This is a genomic window from Fimbriimonadaceae bacterium (genome assembly GCA_023957775.1).
GTDB lineage: Bacteria > Armatimonadota > Fimbriimonadia > Fimbriimonadales > Fimbriimonadaceae > JAMLGR01.
On record JAMLGR010000002.1, the window covers coordinates 285,849 to 307,601 of the forward strand.

15 protein-coding genes are annotated in these 21,753 nt (G+C 64.9%); 6 read left to right on the forward strand and 9 right to left on the reverse strand.

Going from position 1 to position 21,753, the window contains the following annotated elements; translation table 11 throughout:
- Positions 1–8 precede the first annotated feature (8 nt).
- Positions 9–707, forward strand: a complete 699-nt coding sequence (gene ric / locus M9921_02905) for an iron-sulfur cluster repair di-iron protein (protein MCO5295783.1) — start codon at positions 9–11, stop codon at positions 705–707.
- Here the strand turns inward: ric and M9921_02910 are convergent.
- The 5 genes from M9921_02910 to M9921_02930 all read right to left on the reverse strand — a co-directional run bounded on the left by M9921_02910 (position 704) and on the right by M9921_02930 (position 10,959).
- Positions 704–2,974, reverse strand: a complete 2,271-nt coding sequence (locus M9921_02910) for a DUF4838 domain-containing protein (GenBank protein ID MCO5295784.1) — start codon at positions 2,972–2,974, stop codon at positions 704–706. The genes ric and M9921_02910 overlap by 4 nt on opposite strands.
- Positions 2,975–2,981: 7 nt before the next feature.
- Positions 2,982–3,734, reverse strand: a complete 753-nt coding sequence (locus tag M9921_02915) for a GNAT family N-acetyltransferase (protein MCO5295785.1) — start codon at positions 3,732–3,734, stop codon at positions 2,982–2,984.
- Positions 3,735–3,748: 14 nt separating this feature from the next.
- Positions 3,749–6,454: a bifunctional acetate--CoA ligase family protein/GNAT family N-acetyltransferase gene (locus M9921_02920; GenBank protein ID MCO5295786.1), complete on the reverse strand. Its 2,706-nt coding sequence runs from the start codon at positions 6,452–6,454 to the stop codon at positions 3,749–3,751.
- Between the two features lie 106 nt (positions 6,455–6,560).
- Positions 6,561–7,976, reverse strand: a complete 1,416-nt coding sequence (locus tag M9921_02925; protein MCO5295787.1) for a DUF1501 domain-containing protein — start codon at positions 7,974–7,976, stop codon at positions 6,561–6,563.
- Positions 7,966–10,959 carry a DUF1549 domain-containing protein gene (locus M9921_02930; GenBank protein MCO5295788.1) on the reverse strand — a complete coding sequence of 998 codons (2,994 nt, stop codon included), beginning with the start codon at positions 10,957–10,959 and terminating at the stop codon, positions 7,966–7,968. The genes M9921_02925 and M9921_02930 overlap by 11 nt, the downstream gene beginning before the upstream one ends.
- 59 nt (positions 10,960–11,018) lie before the next feature.
- Between M9921_02930 and M9921_02935 the strand changes: the two genes are divergently transcribed.
- Positions 11,019–13,121, forward strand: coding sequence for a hypothetical protein (locus M9921_02935; protein MCO5295789.1), 2,103 nt, complete (start codon positions 11,019–11,021; stop codon positions 13,119–13,121).
- A 41-nt stretch (positions 13,122–13,162) separates the two neighbouring features.
- Here M9921_02935 and M9921_02940 read toward each other — a convergent pair whose 3' ends face one another.
- From M9921_02940 to M9921_02955, 4 genes are read right to left on the reverse strand one after another with little or no spacing between them, the layout of a single operon-like run.
- Positions 13,163–14,716 carry a sulfatase-like hydrolase/transferase gene (locus M9921_02940; protein MCO5295790.1) on the reverse strand — a complete coding sequence of 518 codons (1,554 nt, stop codon included), beginning with the start codon at positions 14,714–14,716 and terminating at the stop codon, positions 13,163–13,165.
- Positions 14,717–14,745: 29 nt separating this feature from the next.
- On the reverse strand, positions 14,746–15,594 hold the full coding sequence (locus tag M9921_02945; protein MCO5295791.1) for a universal stress protein: 849 nt from the start codon (positions 15,592–15,594) through the stop codon (positions 14,746–14,748).
- A gap of 15 nt (positions 15,595–15,609) precedes the next feature.
- On the reverse strand, positions 15,610–16,611 hold the full coding sequence (locus tag M9921_02950; protein MCO5295792.1) for a TerC family protein: 1,002 nt from the start codon (positions 16,609–16,611) through the stop codon (positions 15,610–15,612).
- A 12-nt stretch (positions 16,612–16,623) separates the two neighbouring features.
- Positions 16,624–16,911, reverse strand: coding sequence for a zf-TFIIB domain-containing protein (locus tag M9921_02955; GenBank protein MCO5295793.1), 288 nt, complete (start codon positions 16,909–16,911; stop codon positions 16,624–16,626).
- 553 nt (positions 16,912–17,464) lie between these two features.
- Between M9921_02955 and kdpF the strand changes: the two genes are divergently transcribed.
- The 4 genes from kdpF to M9921_02975 all read left to right on the forward strand — a co-directional run.
- Positions 17,465–17,554: a K(+)-transporting ATPase subunit F gene (kdpF, locus tag M9921_02960; GenBank protein MCO5295794.1), complete on the forward strand. Its 90-nt coding sequence runs from the start codon at positions 17,465–17,467 to the stop codon at positions 17,552–17,554.
- Between the two features lie 7 nt (positions 17,555–17,561).
- Complete coding sequence (gene kdpA, locus M9921_02965; GenBank protein MCO5295795.1) at positions 17,562–19,298, forward strand: potassium-transporting ATPase subunit KdpA; 1,737 nt, start codon at positions 17,562–17,564, stop codon at positions 19,296–19,298.
- 3 nt (positions 19,299–19,301) lie between these two features.
- Positions 19,302–21,383 carry a potassium-transporting ATPase subunit KdpB gene (gene kdpB / locus M9921_02970; GenBank protein ID MCO5295796.1) on the forward strand — a complete coding sequence of 694 codons (2,082 nt, stop codon included), beginning with the start codon at positions 19,302–19,304 and terminating at the stop codon, positions 21,381–21,383.
- A 4-nt stretch (positions 21,384–21,387) separates the two neighbouring features.
- A partial coding sequence (locus tag M9921_02975; GenBank protein ID MCO5295797.1) for a potassium-transporting ATPase subunit C occupies positions 21,388–21,753 on the forward strand: 366 nt, incomplete at its 3' end.

The following is a 21,753-nucleotide window of genomic DNA, read 5'->3' on the forward strand; positions in this document are numbered from 1 at the left end:
GGAGAACAATGAACCATCCACACCTCGATCGACCCGTCGGCCAACTCGTTGCCGAACAACCTGGACGTTCCCGCGTGTTCGAGCGCTGGGGCATCGATTACTGCTGCGGGGGCAAGAAGACCCTCGGCGCGGTCTGCGAAACCAAACAGCTCGACCCCAACGATCTCGTGCGCGACCTGGAGACGGCCGACGCCGACCCCGCCGGGAGCGGGACCGACTGGAGAATCGAACCGCTCTCCACCCTTTGCGACCACATCGAGGAGAAGCACCACGGCTTCCTCCGGCAGGCGCTGCCGCGCCTTTCGATGCTCGCCGCCAAGGTCGCCGAGCGCCACGGCGAGCGCGATCCCCGGCTGGTCAAAGTGCGCGACATCTTCGAGGAGTTTCGCGCCGAGCTCGAGAGCCACATGCTGAAGGAGGAGCGAATCCTCTTTCCCGCCATCCGCTCCCTCGAGGCCGGCCAGCCCAGCCACGGCGTCGCCGGTCCGATCGAGGTCATGCACGCCGAGCACGACCACGCGGGAGCGGACCTCGCCGCCATGAGGGGACTCACGGACGAGTTTCGGCCAGCCGCGGATGCGTGCAACACCCACCGCGCCCTGCTGCACGCCCTGGCCGAGTTGGAGGCCGATATGCACCAGCACGTGCACAAAGAGAACAACATCCTCTTCCCGCGGGCGATCGAGAAGGAGGGCGTCCCAACCTAGAGACCACTCTCAGGGACCAGATACACCCGGTCCACCCAGACGGCATGCACCCGCCCGTTCGCGGGGGGTGCGACCCAAACGGTGAGCGTGGGCGACCAGACAACCGTTCCCAACTCGTAGGCTCGGTAGCCCGGCGAGGTCTGGTCGATCGGGAAGACGTGCGAGTGCAGCTCCTTGCGGGCATCCGTATCGTAGACACCCGCGGAGAAGCCGGGCGAGGCGTCGCTGCCTTCCGTGTCGAGGCGCACTACGACAAATACTTTATAGCGTGTGCCCTCGACGCCCTTCCCTCGGTTCGAGGGGATCTGGAATGCCCACTCGAGATGCGATCCCGGCATCCAACACGCGATGCCGTCGCTGGCCAAGGGGTCGGGCCGGAGTTCGGCCCCATCCGGCTCGCGCCACAGGTTCGCGAGATCGTCCTGAAGATCGATGCCCTCGGCGAGGCCTTGCGGGGGTGCGGTCTTCGCCGGACGCGGCGGCAAGACTCGCAGAACGGGCGGCGCGGGTTCGGGGCCAAGGCGGTTGATAAACCCCTGTGGGCTCAGACCGGATTCGTTCACGTGCGTCACCGGGGTCCACCCCCACGGCGCGCCGCCGCCGGACACCGTCTTCAGCCACGCCGCACCGAACTCCGACCGGGTCCCGGGCCCGAGCCATGGATCGCCCGCCTTCAGCGCCTCGCGTCGGAACTCGGTCCAACGCGCCAACGTCACGTAGTCGAGCGTCGCCACGATCTGGTCGAGACGCCAGCGCTCCGGTCCCGTCACCCGCCACGCCCCCTGAATCAGCTCCGTGCGGGCTTTGACCACCACATCGTAACGCAGGAAGCCCGCCGTCGTGGGGGAGGCGAAGGTGAGGTTCCACCCCTTGGCCTCTGCCGCCATCAGCTCCAGATAGCGGCGCACCCACGGAGCGGCGGCGCCGTAGTAGCCGTTCAGGAACTCGTCGACCAGCTTCTGCGGGTCCTGCTTGGGATCCCACATCAGTTGCGCGATCAACCAAGCCTTCAGCTCGGCCATCGACGCGCCGTTCGACTGGTACGCCCCCTCCTCGAACACGCCCTTCACCCCGTTCTCGGCAAAGAACCGTATCGTGGGTCCGAGCGTGAACTCGTCCGGGTGCGGTTGCACGTAATGGGCGAAATCCGTGCAGTAATCCCATACGTAAAGCCGATTCGAGAGCTTGCTCCAGCCCCTCAGATCGTCGCCGAAGGACGCGTTCTCGGGCGCGTCGAGCGGATACGCGAAGTTGCACTCGATGCTGCAAAGCCGGACGATGACGTTCGGCCGCGGCTTCATGTGAAGAGGCGGCTTCCGCGACCACTGGTAGGCAATCGTGTCCACGGCGACGCCCGGGAACTCTTTCTCGATCCGCTCGCCTACGAAGTTCGCCAGGTCCAGCACGAGTGCCGAATCCGAACCCTCCCGCGCCGCCAGCGCGCGGCAGTTCTCGCATTGGCACGGTCGGAAGCAGTCGTTCTGCGACACCGAGATGATCGTGGCCTGCGGGTTGGCCCGAAGCTGCGCCTCGACTTGGCGCACGACGAACTCGCGCAGCTCGGGGTTGGTGGTGCAGAGCTGGGCGCTGTCCGTCGTGCGCTTGCCGTCGATCAGGCTGAACCACTCGGGATGCTGGGCAAAGTTGGGGTCGGGAGGGACGAGACCGTAGTAGGTGTGCACGAAGCCCTGGTATTCGACCCGCCCGCCGCGCTCGGGTCCCAGGCGGGCGTTGAACCCGTTGCAGAAGTTGCGCGCCGCCCAGTCGGGGTCGAACGCGTGGTACCAGTACGCATCCCGATACTCGAACGCCGGGGTCTCGCTCCAATCCATCGGCGGCAGGACGAGGTTCGGGTTCTTCGGAACCGTCGTCGCCCAGGGGGTCCACCAGCGCACTCCGCACTTCTCGCCCAGGAGGCGGTAGACGGCGTAGAGCGTCCCTCGGGGCTTGCCGCCGGCGACGAGCAGCACGCCGCCCTTGCTCTTGACCAGCGTCTGTTCCTGGCCGAGTTGCTCCCAACGGACGTCCGGGAACAGCTTCTTGGCCAGGGGTCCCTGGCCCACCACGATGGAACCCGTGGGCGCCTGCGTGGCATCGGTCTGCAGGGCAAGTTCGACACCGGTGATCTGCGCCAGGTGGTCGCGCAACTCGTGCGCGGCGTGTTGCTCGGCGGGCGTTGCCCCGGGTTGGATCAAGACCGTCGCCTTGGCCGCGACCAGGCCGGATTGAAGGCACGGCACACACGCGAGAATCGCGAGGGCGTTCACACCTCCATCATAGCTCCCGCCCCGACGGCAGTGCGTAGCAAACCTGCTCGCCGATGGGTTCGAATCCCAAGCGCGAATAGACGGACTTCGCCCCGTCATCGCCCGGCGTCAACCAGGCCAGATCGCCACCGTCCTTGAAGAACCGGTCCAACAGATGCGCGATCACCGCCGAAGCGATCCCGCGTCTCCGGAACGCAGCAGCAGTACCGATCCCGGCAATCTCACGCACCTCGGTGGTCCCAACCGCAAAGCCTCCGCCAACCACCACCCCGTCGACCAGGGCAGCGGCGGCCAGAGTCGCGCCCGAGGCGATCCGCTCGAACGCGGGGTCGGCCTGTGGGTCTGCAGGCTCCGCCGGAGGCATGCCAAACGCCTCGGCCAACACGGCGTTCATCGGACCGAACGTCTGGGCGTCCACGTCTCGAACGTCGATCTCCGTCTTCAATCCGACCCAGTCCCGAGCCTCCAAGACCATGATCGGCATTCGCTTTTCGCACACGAAGCCCTGGGCGTCGAGTACCTCGGCCACTCCCGGCCAGACATCGGGGAAGAACTCGAGCCGAGGGGTCCGGTCCGCGGCTTGGAAGACTGCAATCATGGCTTCCACGCCATGGGCTGCCTCCTCGGAAACGGGGACCGCGTAGTTCAGCCACACCATCGGGTCGTCTGGCGTCAGCATCACAACGTATCCGCCAGCCTTCGTCGTGTCCCTCGTGGCAGAGGTGGACTCGACCAAGGCGTCCTGCAGACGGAGGAGCACGGATCGGTTGGACACTACGTCGCGACCGCCGTTTCGCGCAAATCCTTGGTCGCCATCACGACGTTGTCCTCCATGCGGTGCTCCAGCGTGTAGCCGCACTTGCGGAACGTCGCCTGCATCGCGAGGTTGTCGGTCGAGGTTTCGGCCACCAGGCGTTCGATCCCCCACCTGCGGCCGATCTCCTCGAGGTATTGCGTGAACTGGATGCCGAGGCCCTTGCCCTGCCACTCGTCCACCACGAAGGCCGCGTACTCGGCGGTTTTCAGATCGGGATCGGCGACCATCCGGCCAACCCCGATCATCTCGCGCTCGTCGTCCTCGCCGATCTCGGCGATGATCGCCATCTCGCGATCGTAGTCGATCGTGCAGTACCGTGCGGCCATCTCGTGGGTCGTGCCTTTGAACAGGTAGCGGAACCGAAAGCGAAGCGACTCTTGGCTGGCTTTGGCGAGCATCTCGTGCCAGTTCGGCTCGTCCTCGGGCTTGATGGGGCGCAGGAGCACGTGCGTGCCGTCGCTCAGCTTGGTCTTGCGCACCCACTCGTCGGGGTAGGGCGCGATCGCCAGATGGCTGTACTTCCGAATGGGTGTCCCCACCAGGTCGCGGTCGATGACCACGCGCGCATCGAGCGCGAGCACGCCCTCGGGAGTCGCCACCAGCGGGTTGATGTCGATCTCCTTGATCTCGGGATAGTCCGCAATCAGGTACGAGAACCGCATCAGCGCCTCGATGAGGCGATCGAGATGCACTCCGGGCCGGCCCCGGTACCCCTCGAGCAGCGGCCAGGACTTCAGGCTTTCGAGCATGCGCCGCGCGAGACTCTCGTTCAGAGGCGGCAGACCCAGCACCCGGTCGCGCATCACCTCGGCGGCGATGCCCCCGGTGCCCACCATGATCACCGCCCCGAACGTCGCGTCCTTCTTCGCTCCGACAATCAGCTCGATTCCGTCTTGGGCGCGGACCATGGCCTGCACGGTCACACCCTGCACGTCGGCATCGGGCCGCGCGGCCTTGGCCTGCTCCACGATCTGCCGGTACGCCGCCCGAACGGAGGCCTCGTCGGGGAGGTCCAACACGACCCCGCCCACGTCGGTCTTGTGCGTGATCTGCGGCGAAAGCACCTTCAGCACGACGGGAAAGCCGATGCGCCTGGCGTTTTCGGCCGCTTCGTCCTCCGAGCGCGCCGCCATGGGCTTGGTCACCGGGATCTCGTACGCCTCCAGGAGCGCCTTCGACACGGTTTCGGAGAGGATCTCCTGCCCCTCCATGAGGATGATGTCGAACAGGTCGCGGAGGCGCCGCCGATCCAGCGAGAACTCCATCGGTATCTCGCGGGGCGTCTCGTGCAGGATCTCCTGGTTGCGCCCGTACGAGTAGAGGTTCATGAAGGCGCGGACGCCCTGCTCGGGAGTCGTGTACGTGGGGACTCCCGCCTGGTTGAGAAGTTGGATGCCTCCGGCCATCATGTTTCCACCCATCCATGCGGCAAGCACCGGCTTGCTGGCATCCGCGGTCACGGCCGCGAGATTCTGGGCGGTCTTCGTGGGATCGGTGACCGCTTGAGGAGAAAGGACGGCGAGCACCGCATCCACCCCCGGATCGGCGAGCACCTCCTGGACGGCGTCTCCAAACCGTTCCGGGCCCGAGTCCCCGAGGACGTCCACGGGGTTGCCGTGCGACCAGGCGGGCGGGAGCGCGGCGTTCAGCTTTTCAAGCGTGTCCTCGTGGAGGGTCGCCAGCTTGCCGTTCAAGGAGAGCAGCGTGTCGGTGGCCATCACCCCGGGGCCGCCGGCGTTGGTGACGATCGCGAGGTTGGGGCCCCGCACCTGCCTCTTTCGGCCCAGAAGCTCGGCGCAGTCGAAGATGTCGGCGATGTCGAACACCCGCACGATGCCCGCGCGTTGGAACGCGGCGTCGAACACGCTGTCCTCGCCCGCCATCGCCCCCGTGTGCGAGGCCGCCGCCGCGGCGCTTTCGGCGAACCGGCCCGCCTTGTACGCCACGATCGGTCGGTTGCGGGAGTAGGCGCGGGCGGCGCTCATGAACGAGCGGGCGTTGAAGAGCGACTCGATGTAGAGGATGGCCGAGTGGTTGTTCCGGTCTTCGCCAAAGTAGTCGATCAGGTCTCCAAACCCGACGTCCATGGAGTTGCCGAGGCTCACGAAGTGCGAGAACCCGATCCCCTCGGCGATGGCCCAGTCCAACACCGAAGTGCAGAGGGCGCCCGACTGCGACACGAACCCGATGTGGCCTTCGCGCGGGTTCCCCGCGGCGAAACTGGCGTTCAGGTGCGCCTTGGGAACGATGACGCCGAGGCAGTTCGGGCCGATGATCCGCATGCCGGGAAACGACTTCCAAGCCGCCCGAAGCTGCTCCTCCAACTGCTTCCCCTCCGCCCCGACCTCTTTGAACCCAGCGGAGATGACGATGACCCCCATGATCCCGGCGTTTCCACACTCGCGGACCAGGTCGGGCACCGTGGCCGCCGGTGTCGCGATGATCGCCAGATCCGGGGCCTTGGGCAGATCGGCGACGCTCGGGTAGGCGTGGATGCCCTGCACCGATTCGCGCTTCTTGTTGACGGGGTAAACGACGCCCTCGAACCCCGCGCCGATCAGGTTTCGCAGGAGCGAGTAGCCGACGGTGTTGGGGTGGTCCGATGCGCCGATGACGGCGATGCGTTGAGGTTTGAAAATTCGGTCGAGATTCAGAATGCTCAAGGAGTCGATCCCTGGTGCCCTCGAAGGGATTCTCGGTTGGTGGTACCCGAAGAACGGGCTCGAATCCCCCCGGCCACCTTGGGTTCAAGAGTACCTCTGAACGACGCTACGCGAGAATCTTCTTCGCCACTTCGCCGTGCACGTCGGTGAGGCGGTAGTTGCGCCCGCCGTGGAAGTAGGTCAGCTTCGTGTGGTCGATCCCCAAGAGGTGCAGCATCGTGGCGTGGAGATCGTGCACGTGGCACGGGTCTTCCACCGCATAGAAGCCGTAGTCGTCCGTCGCGCCGTACTTGAAACCCGCCTTCACGCCGCCGCCTGCGAGGATCGTCGTGAAGCCGTGCGGATTGTGGTCCCGGCCGTCGTCGCCCTGGGCGACGGGGGTGCGCCCGAACTCGCCGCTGATGATCACCAGCGTGTCCTTCAACATGCCGCGCGATTTTAGGTCCTTGAGCAGACCCGCAATGGGTTTGTCCACTTCGGCGGCGTTGCTGGCGTGGTCGCGCCGCAGGTCGCTGTGCTGGTCCCACTTGTAGGAATGCGTGATCTGGACGAATCGAACGCCCTTCTCCGAGAACCGCCGCGCCAAGAGGCATTGGTGCCCGAAATTGCGGGTCTTGGCCTCGTCGAGGCCGTACAGTTTCAACGTCGCCTCGCTCTCGCCGGTGATCTCCTGCAGTTCCGGGGCGGCCAACTGCATGCGGAACGCCAGCTCGAACGAGCTGATCCTGCCCTCGAGCGCGGGGTCCGGACCCAGGTGCTCGAGCTGCTCCCGGCTCAACTTCTCCAGCAGCTCGATCTCGAGCTTCTGGGCGTCGATCGGCGTTTGGCTGTTCTGAATGAACGGGATCTTCGCTTTGGCGGCGTCGATGCTGGCGTTCCCGATGGGTGTGCCCTGCGTGTACGCCGGCAGAAAAGCCGAACTCCAGTTGTTCACGCCTCCATGGGTGAGCGTGGGGCAGATCGTCAGGAATCCGGGCAAGTCCTGGTTCTCGGTGCCAAGCCCGTAGGTGACCCACGACCCCATCGACGGGCGCACGAACGTGTCGCTTCCCGTGTGAAGCTCGAGCAGGGCTCCCCCGTGGCGCGAGTTGGACGCGCGCATCGAGTTGATGAAGCACAGGTCGTCCACGCAGCTTCCGACGTGCGGGAACAGGTCGCTCACCTCGATGCCGCTTTGCCCGTAGCGTTTGAACTCCCAGGGACTCTTGAGCAGGTTCCCCGTCGGACTCGAAACGATGCGCGGCATGTCGCCGGTGAAGGGCTTCCCGTGGTCGCGGGTCAAGAGGGGTTTAGGGTCGAACGTGTCCACCTGGCTGGGACCGCCGTGCAGGAACACGAAGATCACGCGCTTCGCGGTGGCGGGAAACTGCGGCGGCTTGGGCGCCAGAGGATTGAGCGGATCGCTCGGGCCCTGGTACGCGAGCGCCTGCTCGGCGAGAAGCCCGAGAAACGCGATGTTGCCGAACCCAAGGGCGCTCCGCTTGAGCAGTTCGCGGCGGGAGAGTGGGTCGTTATTCCACATAGATGAACTCGTTGGCGGCGATGAAGGCCTTGCAGAGACTCTGCCAGGCGCTGAGTCGGGGATCCTCGGCCTTGGCGTAGGCGGATTGGAATCGTTTGAGGAAGGCGAGGGCGCCCGCCACTTCGGGATCGGTGGCCGGGCGTCCGTAACAAGAGAGGTAGAGCTTTCGAACCCGCTGGGCATCGTCCATGCCCTTTTGGCCGAGCAAGGCCTCGGCCAGGGCTCGCGTCGCGTTCAGGACGACCGCACTGTTCAGCATGAAGAGCGCCTGGGGCGCGACCGTCGTGCTGGGGCGGTCGCCGTTCGTGACCGTGGGGTCGCCGAAGTCGAACGCCGTGTAGACGTCGTACAGAGCGGAGCGGATCACGGGCAGATACACCGAGCGGCGCACGCTGTCGTATTGGATCGGGTCGGAGTTGGCCGTGCTGGTGACGTACGCGCGGGGCTTGAGCGTGATCAGGGTTCCCCCCATCGTGCGGTCGAGGGTCCCGGAAACGAACAAGATGCTGTCGCGGATGGCCTCGGCTTCGAGGCGCTGCCTCGGGAAACGCCACAGAAGGTGGTCGTCCGGATCGGCCTCGGCCGCCTTCTCGTCGTACCGGCTGCTCATCTGGTACGTGTTCGTGAGCATGAGCCTCTTGTGGAACTTCTTCAGGCTCCAATCATCCTCGTTCACGAAGGTGGTGGCCAGCCAGTCGAGCAGTTCGGGGTGCGTGGGCAGTTCGCCGACGGCGCCGAAGTTGTCCACGGTCGCCACCAATCCGCGTCCGAACCGCCAGCGCCACACCCGGTTCACGAACACCCGGGCGGTGAGCGGGTTCTTCCCGTCGGTGACCCACTTCGCGAGCTCCAGTCGTCCGCTGTGTTCGGGCGGAATCGGGGGTTGGTCCACACCGGCCACCACGGTCGGGAAGCGGCGCGGACACTCCTCGCCCAGCGTCAGGTAACTCCCGCGGAGGTGCACCTTCAGGTTCTCCGGTTGCCCCTCGCCCACGGCCATGGCGCGCGGGAGATCCGGCTTCTCCTTCTGAAGGGCGGCCATCTCGTCGTCCAGCTTCTTGAGCTCTTGCTGCACGGCCTCTGGGAACAGCCCATCGGCCTTCTCGGGCAGTTCGATGCGGACGTCGATCCCGTTCTTGATGCGGTCGGCCACATCGCGGACGATCTCCGGGATCAGGTGGGCCTCCTCGGCGATGCCGCCAAGCACTTCGGTGGGCGGCTGGCCAGGGCGCGGGATCAGGAGCAGCTTATCGAGGTGCGGGAAGTAGCTTTCGCGCTCGAACTTGATTCGATTCTTGCCTTGCTGCAGCACGAGGATACCTTCCGCGAACCACTTCTGGTGCTCGGGGTTGAACCCGCCCGACACCTTCCCCGCCGCGTTCGACAGCGCGAGGGCGCCGTTCGCGTAAACCCGGATCGGCCGGGGGTCGCCGGAGGCGTACCGCAGGTCGAGCTGGTAGGGACCGCCGGATGGCACCGTGATCTCGTACTCGGTGCGGTTCGGATACTCGCCCTTGTTGACGAGCACCCCGATGCCCTTGCCGAATCCGCCCACGTCTTTGCTCACATTGCCGGCGACGAAATCCTCGGCCTCGCGGACCAGGGCTTCCTTCGGGGCAGCGCCGTCGGGAGATGGAACCGCGGGTTTCAGGGGCGAGCGGCCCTTCTCCAACTCGAGCACCTTGCGGGCCGCGGTTTCGTAGGCTGGCAACTGGGGCTGGAGCAGCTTGAGCAGCGCGTCGGACGCGACCTGGCGCTTCTTGCGGGCTTCCTCCCCGGTCTCGCGGAGGCGCGCCTCGATGGCCAGGAGCTTCTCCTGTTCGGCGGGGGTGCCCAAGGGCCGCTCGTTCCACTCGGCCATGTTCTTGTAGTTGAGCATGGTCTTCGTGGACTTGAAGATCCCGGCCAACGCGTAGTAGTCCTTGGCCTTGATGGGGTCGAACTTGTGGTCGTGGCACCGCGCGCACGCGACCGTGAGCCCGAGATACGTCTTGGTGAACGTGTCGATCTGCTCGTCGATGACGTCCAGCTCTTGTTTGACCGGGTCGTCCTCCGCGAGCATCTTGCCGCCCATCGCAAGGAACCCGGTGGCGACGATGCCGTCGTTCCCGGCGCCGGGGATCAGATCGCCCGCGAGTTGCTCCTGAAGGAACTCGTCGATGGGCTTGTCTGCGTTCATGGCCGCGATCACCCAGTCGCGGTAGCGCCACGCGTTGGGATAGACGAGGTTCTCGTCAAGGCCGTTAGAGTCGGCGTAACGGGCGACGTCCAGCCAGTGGCGTCCCCACCGCTCGCCGTAGGCCGGGGAGGCGAGGAGCCGGTCCACCACACGCTCGAACGCGTTGGGCTCCTTGTCGGCCAGGAACGCGTCGATCTCTTCCGGGGTGGGCGGGAGGCCGGTGAGGTCGAAGGTCGCACGGCGGATCAGCGTCCGGCGGTCGGCGGACGGCGCGGGTTGGAGGCCGTTCTGTTCGAGCTTGGCCAGGACGAATGCGTCGATCGGGTTCTGCGCCCAACGCTTGTCCTTGACCTCGGGCACGGGCGGCGTGGTGGGCGGGACGAACGCCCAGAAAGTGGAGCCAGACGACGGGGCGACCTTGGGAGTGGCCGGCCAGGGCGCGCCGGCTTCCGCCCATTTCGTGAGGAGCGCCAGCTCGTCGGCCGGCAGCTTGCCGGAGGGCGGCATCTTCACGTCGCTCGTGTAGGAGAGGACCTCCACCAGCCGCTGCGCGATCGCCTGCGAGACGGGCTGGTCGAGGCGTAGGTTCTTCGACTGCAGGTCCGGGCCGTGACAAACGATGCACCGTGATTGGAGGATGGGCCGGATCTTGGACTCGAAGACGTCGGCCGCCTCTTGGCTCGCGGGCTTGCTTTGAACAGGATTGGGAAGGGCGTGGGCGCCGAAGAAGAAGAGGAGCAGGCTTCCCGCGAAGAGCCCCCGGGTTTTCCACGCGTGTCGGTTCCCCGGCGGTCCCTCTCTCATTCGAAAAGTATACAGGCGATTCGAAGGGGAGCCACAACCGTATCATGGGGAGTGAACCCATGACGACACTCCTTGCCTGCGTCTGCCTCTTGTCCGCCCTCCCCACGACCGATTGGCTCATCGACCCTTCGCCCTTCAAAGCGGCGGTGACGGCGGATGGCAAGACGATCACCCTGCAGAACGGGCTGGTGAGCCGGGTCGTCCGCATCTCCCCCAACGCCGCAACGATCAGCCTGAGGCTCGGCGTCGATGGAACCGAGTTCGTGCGCGCCGTGCGGCCGGAGGCGGTGATCGAACTCGACGGACGGTCCTTCAACATCGGGGGGCTGGACGGCCAACCCGTTCAGAACTACCTCGACCCGCGGTGGCTGGAGACCATGACGTCCAACCCGGCGGCGTTCCAGTATCGGAGCCACCGCGTCGGATCCACCGTCGCCCGATTTCCGTGGCAGAAGCGCTCCAAGTGGATGGCCCGCGACGTGCCTTGGCCGCCGCCCGGAAAGTCGCTCGTGCTGACGTTCGCCGCGCCGGAAGGCGACGTGACGGTGGAGGTGCACTACGAGATCTATGACGGGCTGCCGCTGATCAGCAAGTGGATCGTGGTCCGCAACGGAACGGACAGGGCCGTGCGGTTGAACCGGTTCGTGTGCGAAGAACTGGCGGTGGTCGAGTCGGAGTCCATCGTGGACGACACTTCGACCTGGCGCCCCTCCAACCTCTTCGTCGAGACCGATTACACGTTCGGAGGCATGTCGGGGCCCAACCACAGCGCCGGGGTGCACTGGGTGGCCGACCCCGACTACCCGACCCAGGTCAACTACAACCGGAAGACGCCGTGCCTTCTCGAATGCCGGCCGCCGCTGGGGCCAGACCAGATCGTCCCCCCGGGCGAATCGTTCGAGTCCTTCCGGGTGTTCGAGATGCCGCTCGACTCCTCAGAACGCGAACGGCAGACCCTGGCGGTGCGCCGGATTTACCGCACCGTTTCCCCCTGGGTGGCCGAGAACCCTATCCTCATGCACGTGCGAAGCGCGGCCCCAGAGGCGGTGAAACTGGCGGTGGACCAGTGCGCGGCGGTGGGGTTCGAGATGGTGATCATGACGTTCGGCAGCGGCTTCGACTTCGAGAGCCGCGACCCCAAGTACCAGCAACAGATCAAGGAGCTGGCTGACTACGCGCACAGCAAGGGCATCGCGCTGGGCGGCTACTCGCTGCTGGCCAGCCGCGGCGCCGCCGACAAGGCCGACAACACGCAGGGGTCACCCGCCCGGTACGGGGTGATGCCTTGCCTGGGAGCGCAGTGGGGGGTGGACTACCTTGCGCAGCTCAAGCGATTCATCGAGGTGGCCGGTCTGGACGTGCTCGAGCACGACGGCTCGTATCCGGGCGACCTTTGCGCGGCCACGGACCACCCCTACCACCGAGGGCTTGACGACTCGCAATGGGTTATGTGGAGGGCGATCACCGACTTCTACAGTTGGTGCCGAGGGAACGGCACGTACCTCAACATCCCCGATTGGTACTTCTTGAACGGAGGGACCAAGACCGCGATGGGGTACCGCGAGACCAACTGGTCCCTGCCCCGCGAGTTCCAGGAGATCATCGAGCGGCAGAACGTGTTTGACGGCACCTGGGACAAGGCGCCGAGCATGGGTTGGATGTTCGTGCCGCTCACGGAGTACCAGGGCGGCGGCGGCGCGGCCACCATCGAGCCGCTGAAGGAGCATCTGGCGCACTACGAGCAGCGCCTTGCCAACTTGTTCGGCGCCGGCGTTCAGGCGTGCTACCGCGGACCCAGACTGTACGACGCTCCCGAAACCGAAGCGGTGGTCAAGAAGTGGGTCGACTTCTACAAGAAGCACCGAGCCATTCTCGACAGCGACATCATCCACCTGCGAAGGGCCGACGGACGGGACATCGACTATCTCCTGCACGTGAACCCCGCGCTGAAGGAGAAGGGTCTCCTGATGGTCTACAACCCGCTTGACCGTCCCGTAACCCGAACCCTGGAAGTCCCGCTGTACTACACGGGTCTCAAGGGAAGTGCCGCGGTGCTGGACCCCGATGGCAATCGCGCGCACGTGACGCTCGATGCCTTGCAGCGAGCGCCGGTGAAGGTGACGGTTGCCGCCTTTGGCTCGACCCACCGCCTTTTCGAGTAGACAAGGTCCCGAGCTGGATCCTCGCATCGTCCTTGCGAGGATCATTCGCCGCGGGCGCGCAGTTGGTCCAGCTCCTTGGAAAGCCTTGCCGCGACGTCGGGATGTTGAGCGGCGACGTTGGTGGACTCCGACAGATCCCTCTCGAGGTCGTAGAGTTCCTCGTCCCTTGCCCGCGGGGCATTCGGCCCATTGGCCGCGGGCCGACCCGGGACATTCTTCCACTTGCCGTGGCGTATCGCGACGATGCCGGAATGCATCAGCACGTGGTCGCGGCCGGTGCGCGAGTCGCCGAGCAGAGCGGGCATTACGTTGATGCTGTCGGGCGCGTCTTCGGGGCCGAGCTTCAACCCCGCGAGGGCTGCGAAGCTGGCGCAGAAATCGACCTGGCTCACGATCGCCTCGCTGACGCCCGGCGTCACGCGGCCGGGCCAACGCACCACGAACGGCATGCGCGTTCCGCCCTCGTAAATCGAGTATTTGCCGCCGCGAAACGGGCCCGCGGGCTTGTGGTTCCCAAGCTTCTCCACGGCGTCGTCCTTGTAACCGTCGTCGAGCACGGGCCCGTTGTCGCTGGTGAAGATGACGAGCGTGTCTTCGGAGAGGTGGAGGCGATCCAACGCGGCTAGAAGTTCCCCGACGCACGCGTCGAACTGGACGATGGCGTCCCCGCGCGGGCCCATGGTGGTCTTGCCGACGAAGCGGGCGTTCGGTACGCGCGGAACGTGGATGTCGTGCGTCGCGAAATAGAGAAAGAAGGGCTTGTCCTTGTGGCTCTCGATGAACTCGACCCCTTTGCGCGTGAAGGTGTCGGCCATGTCCTCGTCCTTCCAAAGCGCGGCCTTCCCGCCCTTCATGTAGCCGATGCGGCCGATGCCGTTGACGACGGCCATGTTGTGGCCCTCGCTCCAGTCCATTTTGAGCTGGTCGCGCTCGCTCACCCCGTTCGGCTCGCCCGGGTAGGGCGTCTTGCCGTAGCTGACCTCGATGGGATCGGACGCCTCGAGCCCGACGATCCTCTGGTTCTCGATGAACACGCACGGCACGCGATCGCCCGTGGCCGCCATGATGAACGAGTACTCGAACCCCACTTCGCGCGGCCCGGGTTTGATCTCGGCGTTCCAGTCGAGCTCCTCCTTGCCGGCGCCCAAGCCGAGGTGCCACTTGCCGACGATGCCGGTGGCGTAACCGGCCTTCTTCAGGATCGACGGCAGGGTCGCGCGGTCGGTGGGGATGATCAGCTTCGCGTCGCCCGGCAACACGCCCGTACCCTTCTGGCGAAACGCGTACTCGCCGGTGAGCATGGAGAAACGTGAAGGCGTGCACGTGGACGACGAACAGTAGCCGTTGTTGAACCGGAGCCCTTCGGTGGCGAGCCGGTCCACGTTCGGGGTCTTCACGGCGGTGGCACCGTTGAAGCCGACGTCGCCGTAGCCGAGGTCGTCGGCGTAGATCAGCAGGATGTTGGGCCGGTTCTTGGTCTGCACCGCGGGTCGTCCGAGCGGGGCGGCGTGCGCCCCCAACCAGAGAGCGTCAGCTGCCTGGAGGTTGAGCGGCACGGTGAGGGCGGCGGCCAAGAGGAGGGGGACGCGTTTCATGACGGCTGGTCCTATTTAAGCCGATTCGTTCAAGCCCGAAGGACAAGGACGTTGTTCGGGGTCGCCACCACCTGATAGTGGGAGACGCTTCCGAGTCGGAAGCGATCCCAGAAACCATGCCCGCGTGCACCCATGACGAGGAGGTCAGCCTCCGTCTCCTTCATCGCAGCCTCGATCGCCTCGTTCGGATGCCCCGCGACGAGCCGGTGCTCGCAGGCGATGCCCTCCGCGCGAAGTCGGTCGCACCAATCGGCATTGCGCGCTTCGAAATCGGCTTCGATGCCCGCCAACTGCGGATCAACATCGGAAACAGCCTGCCTTGCCGTCACGAGGGTGGCTCGGCGGATTCCCCGCGCCTTCCACCCAAGGAACCGGTCGAAGCAGGCGTTGCCATACGCGGAGTGGTCGACCGCAAACACCGCGGCCAGGCCCTCTTCGGAGCGGGGAGGGCTCTTCGCGACGAGGATGGATTGCTCGGCGCTCGCCGTCAAGGCCTTCGTGACGCTCCCAAAGAAGAGCGCCCCCCAAGCTCCCTTCCGCGCCGATCCAACCGCGATGAGGTCGGCAGCCAAACCGCTGGCGCAATCGATCAGGGACCTGGCGGGATCCCCTTTTCGAAGTTCCTTGCTCAGGCGATATCCGGATCCCGCCAGCAGGTCCTCAGCCTTGAGGAGTTCCGCTTCGCCCTGCCGTTCGTGCTCCGCAAGCATGACGCTCAACGGGTGGGTCGGCCCGAGTTCGGGAAACGACTTGTCCGGCAGGACGGACTCGATCACGTGCATCAAGCGCACCTCGGCGGAGGCCAGGCGGAGCCGCTCGAGGAAGGCGAGTGCGAACGGGTAGTACTCGAAGTCGATTCCGGCGACGATTTTGATCATGGGTTTCTCCCTCATTCAGGATCTTTGGGGTTCGGGCGTTGACGAGCTGGGCGGACGAAGAATGGACACAAGCACGGCGAGCCCAAGCGTGACGAGGATGACCACCAACGAGAGCCAGACCGGGAACTTGGGGAGTTCCGGCCAGACGTCCTTTTCGAAGTACCCGTAGAGCATCTTTCCTCCGACGAACATCAGGACAGCGGCCAAGCCGTAGTGCAGGTAGTGGAACATCTGCATCAGACCCGCGAGGGCGAAGAACAGGGAGCGCAGGCCGAGGATCGCAAAGACGTTGGACGTAAACACGATGAACGGCTCGCTGGTGATCGCAAAGATCGCCGGGACCGAATCGACGGCGAACACGATGTCCGTGAACTCGACGACGAGGAGCGCCACGAAGAGGGGTGTCGCCCAGAGCCGCCCGTCGATCCGGGTGAAGAACTTCTGGCCGTGATATTCAGGGGTCACGGGAACGATCTTGCGAAAGAGGGTGAGCACGGGGTTCTTGCCCGGATCCATCTTCTTCCCGTGCGAACGGACCATCTTGATGCCCGTGAAGACCAGGAAGGCGCCGAACAGGATCATCGACCAGTGGAACCGCTCCAAGACGACCGCGCCCAGGGCGATGAAGATCATGCGGAACGCGAGGGCTCCGACGATGCCCCAAAAGAGGACGCGGTGTTGGTATTGCGGCGGCACTTGGAAGTAGGCGAACACCAGCAAGAAGACAAACAGGTTGTCCACGCTGAGCGCCCACTCGACCAGGTATCCGGCGATGAACGCGAGGCCCGCATCCGAGTTCGAGTAGGTGCTGCCCGGCCGGATCTCCTGCCACTGGGTGAAGATGAGGGCGCCGAAAGCCAGGGCCAGTCCCATCCAGACTGCGGACCAGACCAGCGCCTCTTTCATGCCGACGACGTGCGCCTTTCGGTGGAACACGCCCAGGTCGAGGGCCAGGACGACCAAGACAAATCCGAGGAACGCCCCCCAAATCCACACGGGAATGCCGGCTAGTTCCATGGCGTGGCCTCGTTAGAAGTCAAAGAGTTCACCCAGGAAGCCTCCGCGCTTCTTCCGGCGGCCGCGGTCTTCGTAGCGATCGTCGTCGTCATCGTCGTCGTCTTGATCACGAACGCGTCCGCGCGGCGGGCGCTCCGAGAACCGATCGGCAGAGGGGGTGGCCAGGGGCGTTCGCTCGATGATCTTGTCGAGTTCGCCACGGTCGAGCCACACCCCGCGGCAAGCGGAGCAGTAGTCGATCTCGACTCCGGCTCGATCCGCCATCGTGAGTTCGATGACCTCGCATTTTGGACACTTCATCTTTGTTACCTCCATCGCAACCGTCGCGGGCGATGGAAGGCAACAAAAAGACCTTCACTCGCGTCGCGGTGAAGGTCTTGCGATTTCTGGCTGATCCGGCTCTTTCGAGCGTCTTGACGAATCCGCCTCTGCTTGCGCAGTCGCTACTCCCCTTCGGGGGTTACGGGCCCATTCTACGCCATGCGCGCGCCGAACGTTGCGCGGATCCAGTCTGAACCAACTCTTCTCGAACCGGGAACTCTTGAGGATTTCCTGAGCCGCTCGGTTCGTTTCTTGAACCGCCCTTGAGGAACGCGCTCGGCATAGTGGTTTCGTGAAGATCCGAAATCCGATCCTTTTCGCGTGCCTTTTGGCAGCGGCGGTGGTGAAGTTCTGAACGGTCGAGACCGTATTGACCAAATCTTGAGATGCATCCCCGGGGCATTGAAACGCCATTGACCTCTCCGTCCACCACCATTCATGACATGGACATCGCAGCTCTTGGAGTCATCCTTGGCCTCACCATCGCCACGTTCGGGTTGATCCGACTGTGCGAGAGGCTGGAGGCGAGCGAATGACGACGCTCTACTGGATCGGCGGCCTGATCGCGCTCGCGCTCTTGATCTATCTCGGCGCGGCGCTGCTGCGCCCGGAGAAGTTCTGACATGGCCATGCGCGACTGGATTCAAACCGGCATCTACCTTCTGGTCCTGCTCCTTTGCGTGAAACCTCTTGGCATTTACATGGCCAAGGTGCTGGAAGGGGATCGGACCTTTATGAGCACCGTCTTGGGATGGCTTGAAAGGCTGGCCTACAAGGTCGGCGGCGTGGACCCGCAGGAGGAGATGAACTGGAAGCGATACGCGGCCAACGTCATTGCCTTCAGCGCCGTCGGCTTCCTCGCGGTCTATCTGCTTCAGCGGCTGCAAGTCTCGTTGCCCCTCAACCCGGCCGGAATGGGCCCCGTCAGCCCAGATTCCTCTCTCAACACCGCCTCGAGCTTCGCGACAAACACCAACTGGCAGGGCTACGGCGGGGAATCGACGATGAGCTATCTCACTCAGATGCTCGGGCTCACAGTTCAGAACTTCGTGAGCGCCGCCGCTGGGATCGCCGTTTTGGCCGCGCTCATCCGGGGGCTCCGCAACAAGGAAGCGAGCGGCATCGGCAACTTCTGGACCGACCTCGCCCGGTCGACGGTCTACATCCTCATCCCGCTATCCGTTGTTTTCAGTCTCGTGTTCGTGAGTCAGGGCGTCGTCCAGAGCTTCCATCAATATGAAAGGGCAACCCTGGTCCAAGCCACGAAGGATGCCGACGGCAATGCGGTCGTCGAGCAGACCATCGCCCTCGGACCGGCCGCTTCGCAGGTCGCCATCAAGCAGCTCGGCACCAACGGTGGCGGGTTCTTCAACGTCAATTCGGCGCACCCGCTGGAAAACCCGACCCCGATCAGCAACTTCTTCGAGTGCCTCGCCATCCTCCTGATTCCCGCCGCGCTCTGCTACACGTTCGGTTTGATGGTCGGCCAGCGGCGCCAGGGCTGGGCAGTGCTCGCGGCGATGCTGTTGCTCTATGTCGCCTGCCTTGTGCCAACTGTGACGGCGGAGCAGTCAGGCAATCCGGCCTTCGCCTCGATGGGCCTGGATTCCACTGCCAACTGGGAAGGAAAGGAGGCCCGATTCGGGATCGGCAACTCTGCGCTCTGGGCGACCTCAACCACCGCTGCCAGCAACGGATCGGTCAACTCGATGCACGACTCTTTCACCCCTCTCGGCGGACTGTTCCCGATGGTGCTCATGCAACTCGGGGAGGTGGTCTTCGGCGGCGTCGGCTCGGGGCTCCACGGCATGCTCGTCTTCGCCATCGTCGCAGTGTTCATCGCCGGGCTGATGGTCGGGCGCACGCCGGAATACTTGGGAAAAAAGATCGAGGCCTATGAAATGAAGATGGCCTCGCTGGTGATCCTGATCCCATGCGCGGTGGTGCTGCTCTGCGCGGCGACCGCCCTGGTCTGGCCTTCGGCCGATCCCGGAGTTTCTCAAGGCGTCAAGGGCATGGCCAACCCGGCCGCCCACGGCTTCTCCGAAGTCCTTTACGCCTACTCAAGCATGGGCAACAACAACGGGTCGGCGTTCGCGGGCTACGGCGCGAACGTGCCTTTCCATAACTTCCTGGGAGCGGCCGCCATGTGGGTCTCGCGGTTCTGGCTGATGGTCCCGGTGCTGGCCATTGCGGGATCGTTGGCGAGAAAGCGCATCGTCCCCACCGGCCCCGGCACGCTCCCCACTCACACGCCGCTTTTCGTCGCCCTGCTCTGCGCGGTCGTGCTGATCGTCGGCGCGCTGACCTTCATTCCAGCGCTCGGCCTTGGCCCGATCGTCGAGCACCTCCAGATGAACCGATAAGCCATGTCAAGCCACAAGCCTCAACCCCTTTTCGAAGGTTCGCTCCTCAGCCGGGCGGCGCTGGACTCTCTGCGCAAGCTCGACCCGAGGATGCAGATCAAGAACCCCGTCATGTTCGTCGTCTGGGTGGGGTCCGTTTTGACGACCGGACTCTGGATTCATGCTCTCGTCGGAGACGGAGAAGCCGCCCCGGGGTTCATCCTCGCGATCGCACTGTGGCTTTGGTTCACCGTGCTCTTCGCCAACTTCGCCGAAGCGATGGCGGAGGGTCGGGGCAAGGCCCAGGCCGACTCGCTGAGGAAAGCCAAGAAGGACGTGCCCGCGACGCGGCTTCTGAATGCAAGCGACGCCTCTTGGGACAAAACGAAGTTCGAAGTCGTGTCCGCATCCGCGCTTCGAAAGGGCGACTTGGTGCTGGTCGAGGCCGGGCAGTTCATTCCGGGGGACGGCGACATCGTCGAAGGGGTCGCGACCGTGGACGAATCCGCCATCACCGGCGAATCCGCGCCGGTCATCCGCGAGGCGGGAGGCGACCGGAGCGCCGTCACCGGTGGCACGCGAGTGCTCAGCGACTGGATCGTCGTGCGCATCTCGGCCAACCCCGGCGAGAGCTTTCTGGACCGGATGATCGGGATGGTCGAGGGCGCCAAGCGTCAGAAGACCCCCAACGAGATCGCGCTCAACATCCTGCTCGCGGCGATGACGATCATCTTTCTGCTCGCCTGCGCGACTCTGCTGCCGTTCTCGATCTACGCGGTGCAAAGTGAGGGCAAAGGCGCGCCGATCACGGTGACGGTGCTTGTGGCGCTGCTCGTGTGCCTGATCCCCACCACCATCGGCGGGCTGCTGAGCGCGATCGGGATCGCAGGCATGGACCGGCTCCTTCGCAAGAACGTGATCGCGATGTCTGGCCGGGCGGTGGAGGCCGCGGGAGATGTGGACGTGCTGCTCTTGGACAAGACCGGCACGATCACGCTCGGCAACCGGCAGGCCGTCGCGTTCATCCCGGCGCCGGGGATTTCGTCCGAGGAGATGGCGGACAAGGCGCAGCTCTCCTCGTTGGCGGATGAGACCCCCGAGGGACGCAGCATCGTGATCCTCGCCAAGGAAGACTTCGGGCTCCGGGGCCGCGCGGTGAGCGGTGAGCACTTCGTGCCGTTCACGGCGCAGACGCGGATGTCCGGTGTGGACTTGAACGGCATGATGGTTCGCAAGGGCGCCCAGGACTCGGTGAAGCGCTGGATTGAGGAACAAGGCGGACACTTCCCATCAGATGTCCAAGCGACGGTGGACGAGATCGCGAAAGCCGGTGGCACCCCGCTCGTGGTGGCCGAGCGAAACGACCGCGGCGCCAAGGTGCTGGGGACGATCCACCTCAAGGACATCGTGAAAGGCGGAATCAAGGAGCGGTTCTTCGACCTTCGCCAGATGGGCATCAAGACGGTGATGATCACCGGCGACAACCCGCTCACCGCCGCCGCCATCGCCGCCGAGGCCGGCGTCGACGACTTTCTTGCCGAAGCCACCCCCGAGCAGAAGCTCGCCTACATCCGACAGGAACAGGCGGGCGGGCGTTTGGTAGCGATGACCGGCGACGGGACCAACGACGCTCCCGCTCTCGCCCAGGCCGACGTGGGCCTAGCCATGAACACCGGCACGCAGGCCGCGAAAGAGGCCGGCAACATGGTCGACCTCGACTCCAACCCCACCAAGCTCATCGAAGTGGTGGAGATCGGCAAGCAACTCCTCATCACGCGGGGCTCGCTAACGACCTTCTCGATCGCCAACGACATCGCGAAGTATTTCGCGATCATCCCTGCGATGTTCATCGTGACCTACCCCGAGTTGCAGGCCCTGAACTTCCTTTCGAATCCCAAGAGCGCAATCCTCGCGGCGGTCATTTTCAACGCGCTGATCATCGTGGCTCTGATTCCGCTCGCGCTGCGCGGCGTTCGGTACCGGCCGATGAACGCAGCCGCGGTCCTGCGCCGCAACCTCCTCGTCTACGGGCTCTTCGGGATCATCGTCCCCTTCCCGTTCATCTGGCTGATCGACAAGATCCTCGTCGCACTGAGGCTCGCATAAGGCAATGGCAACTCTTCATCCTCAATCCGAAATCCGCAATCCGAAATCGCCGATCCTCTGGCCCTCGATCGCCCTGACGCTTTTCTTCATCGTGTTCACGGGCATTGTTTTCCCGCTCGTGATCTGGGGCATCGCCCAGGCGGTCTTCCCGCACCAGGCCAACGGCAGCCTGATCAAGAACGAGCAGGGACAAGTGGTCGGCTCGGAGCTGCTCGGCCAGACGTTCAGCAAACCCGAGTACTTCCACACGCGCCCTTCGGCGGCGGGCGGCGGCTATGACGCCGCCAACTCCAGCGGCACGAACCTCGGCCCGACAAGCGACAAGCTGATCAACGGCGTCGAGGACGATCCGGCGACGAAGGACGCCGAT

What these genes read in the sequence shown, in the direction of transcription:
- ric (MCO5295783.1), top strand. Translation starts at nt 9, where the DNA reads ATGAACCATCCACACCTCGATCGACCCGTCGGCCAACTCGTTGCCGAA.
- M9921_02925 (MCO5295787.1), bottom strand. Translation starts at nt 7,976, where the DNA reads ATGTGGAATAACGACCCACTCTCCCGCCGCGAACTGCTCAAGCGGAGC.
- M9921_02930 (MCO5295788.1), bottom strand. Translation starts at nt 10,959, where the DNA reads ATGAGAGAGGGACCGCCGGGGAACCGACACGCGTGGAAAACCCGGGGG.
- M9921_02935 (MCO5295789.1), top strand. Translation starts at nt 11,019, where the DNA reads ATGACGACACTCCTTGCCTGCGTCTGCCTCTTGTCCGCCCTCCCCACG.
- M9921_02940 (MCO5295790.1), bottom strand. Translation starts at nt 14,716, where the DNA reads ATGAAACGCGTCCCCCTCCTCTTGGCCGCCGCCCTCACCGTGCCGCTC.
- M9921_02945 (MCO5295791.1), bottom strand. Translation starts at nt 15,594, where the DNA reads ATGATCAAAATCGTCGCCGGAATCGACTTCGAGTACTACCCGTTCGCA.
- M9921_02950 (MCO5295792.1), bottom strand. Translation starts at nt 16,611, where the DNA reads ATGGAACTAGCCGGCATTCCCGTGTGGATTTGGGGGGCGTTCCTCGGA.
- M9921_02955 (MCO5295793.1), bottom strand. Translation starts at nt 16,911, where the DNA reads ATGAAGTGTCCAAAATGCGAGGTCATCGAACTCACGATGGCGGATCGA.
- kdpF (MCO5295794.1), top strand. Translation starts at nt 17,465, where the DNA reads ATGACGACGCTCTACTGGATCGGCGGCCTGATCGCGCTCGCGCTCTTG.
- kdpA (MCO5295795.1), top strand. Translation starts at nt 17,562, where the DNA reads ATGCGCGACTGGATTCAAACCGGCATCTACCTTCTGGTCCTGCTCCTT.
- kdpB (MCO5295796.1), top strand. Translation starts at nt 19,302, where the DNA reads ATGTCAAGCCACAAGCCTCAACCCCTTTTCGAAGGTTCGCTCCTCAGC.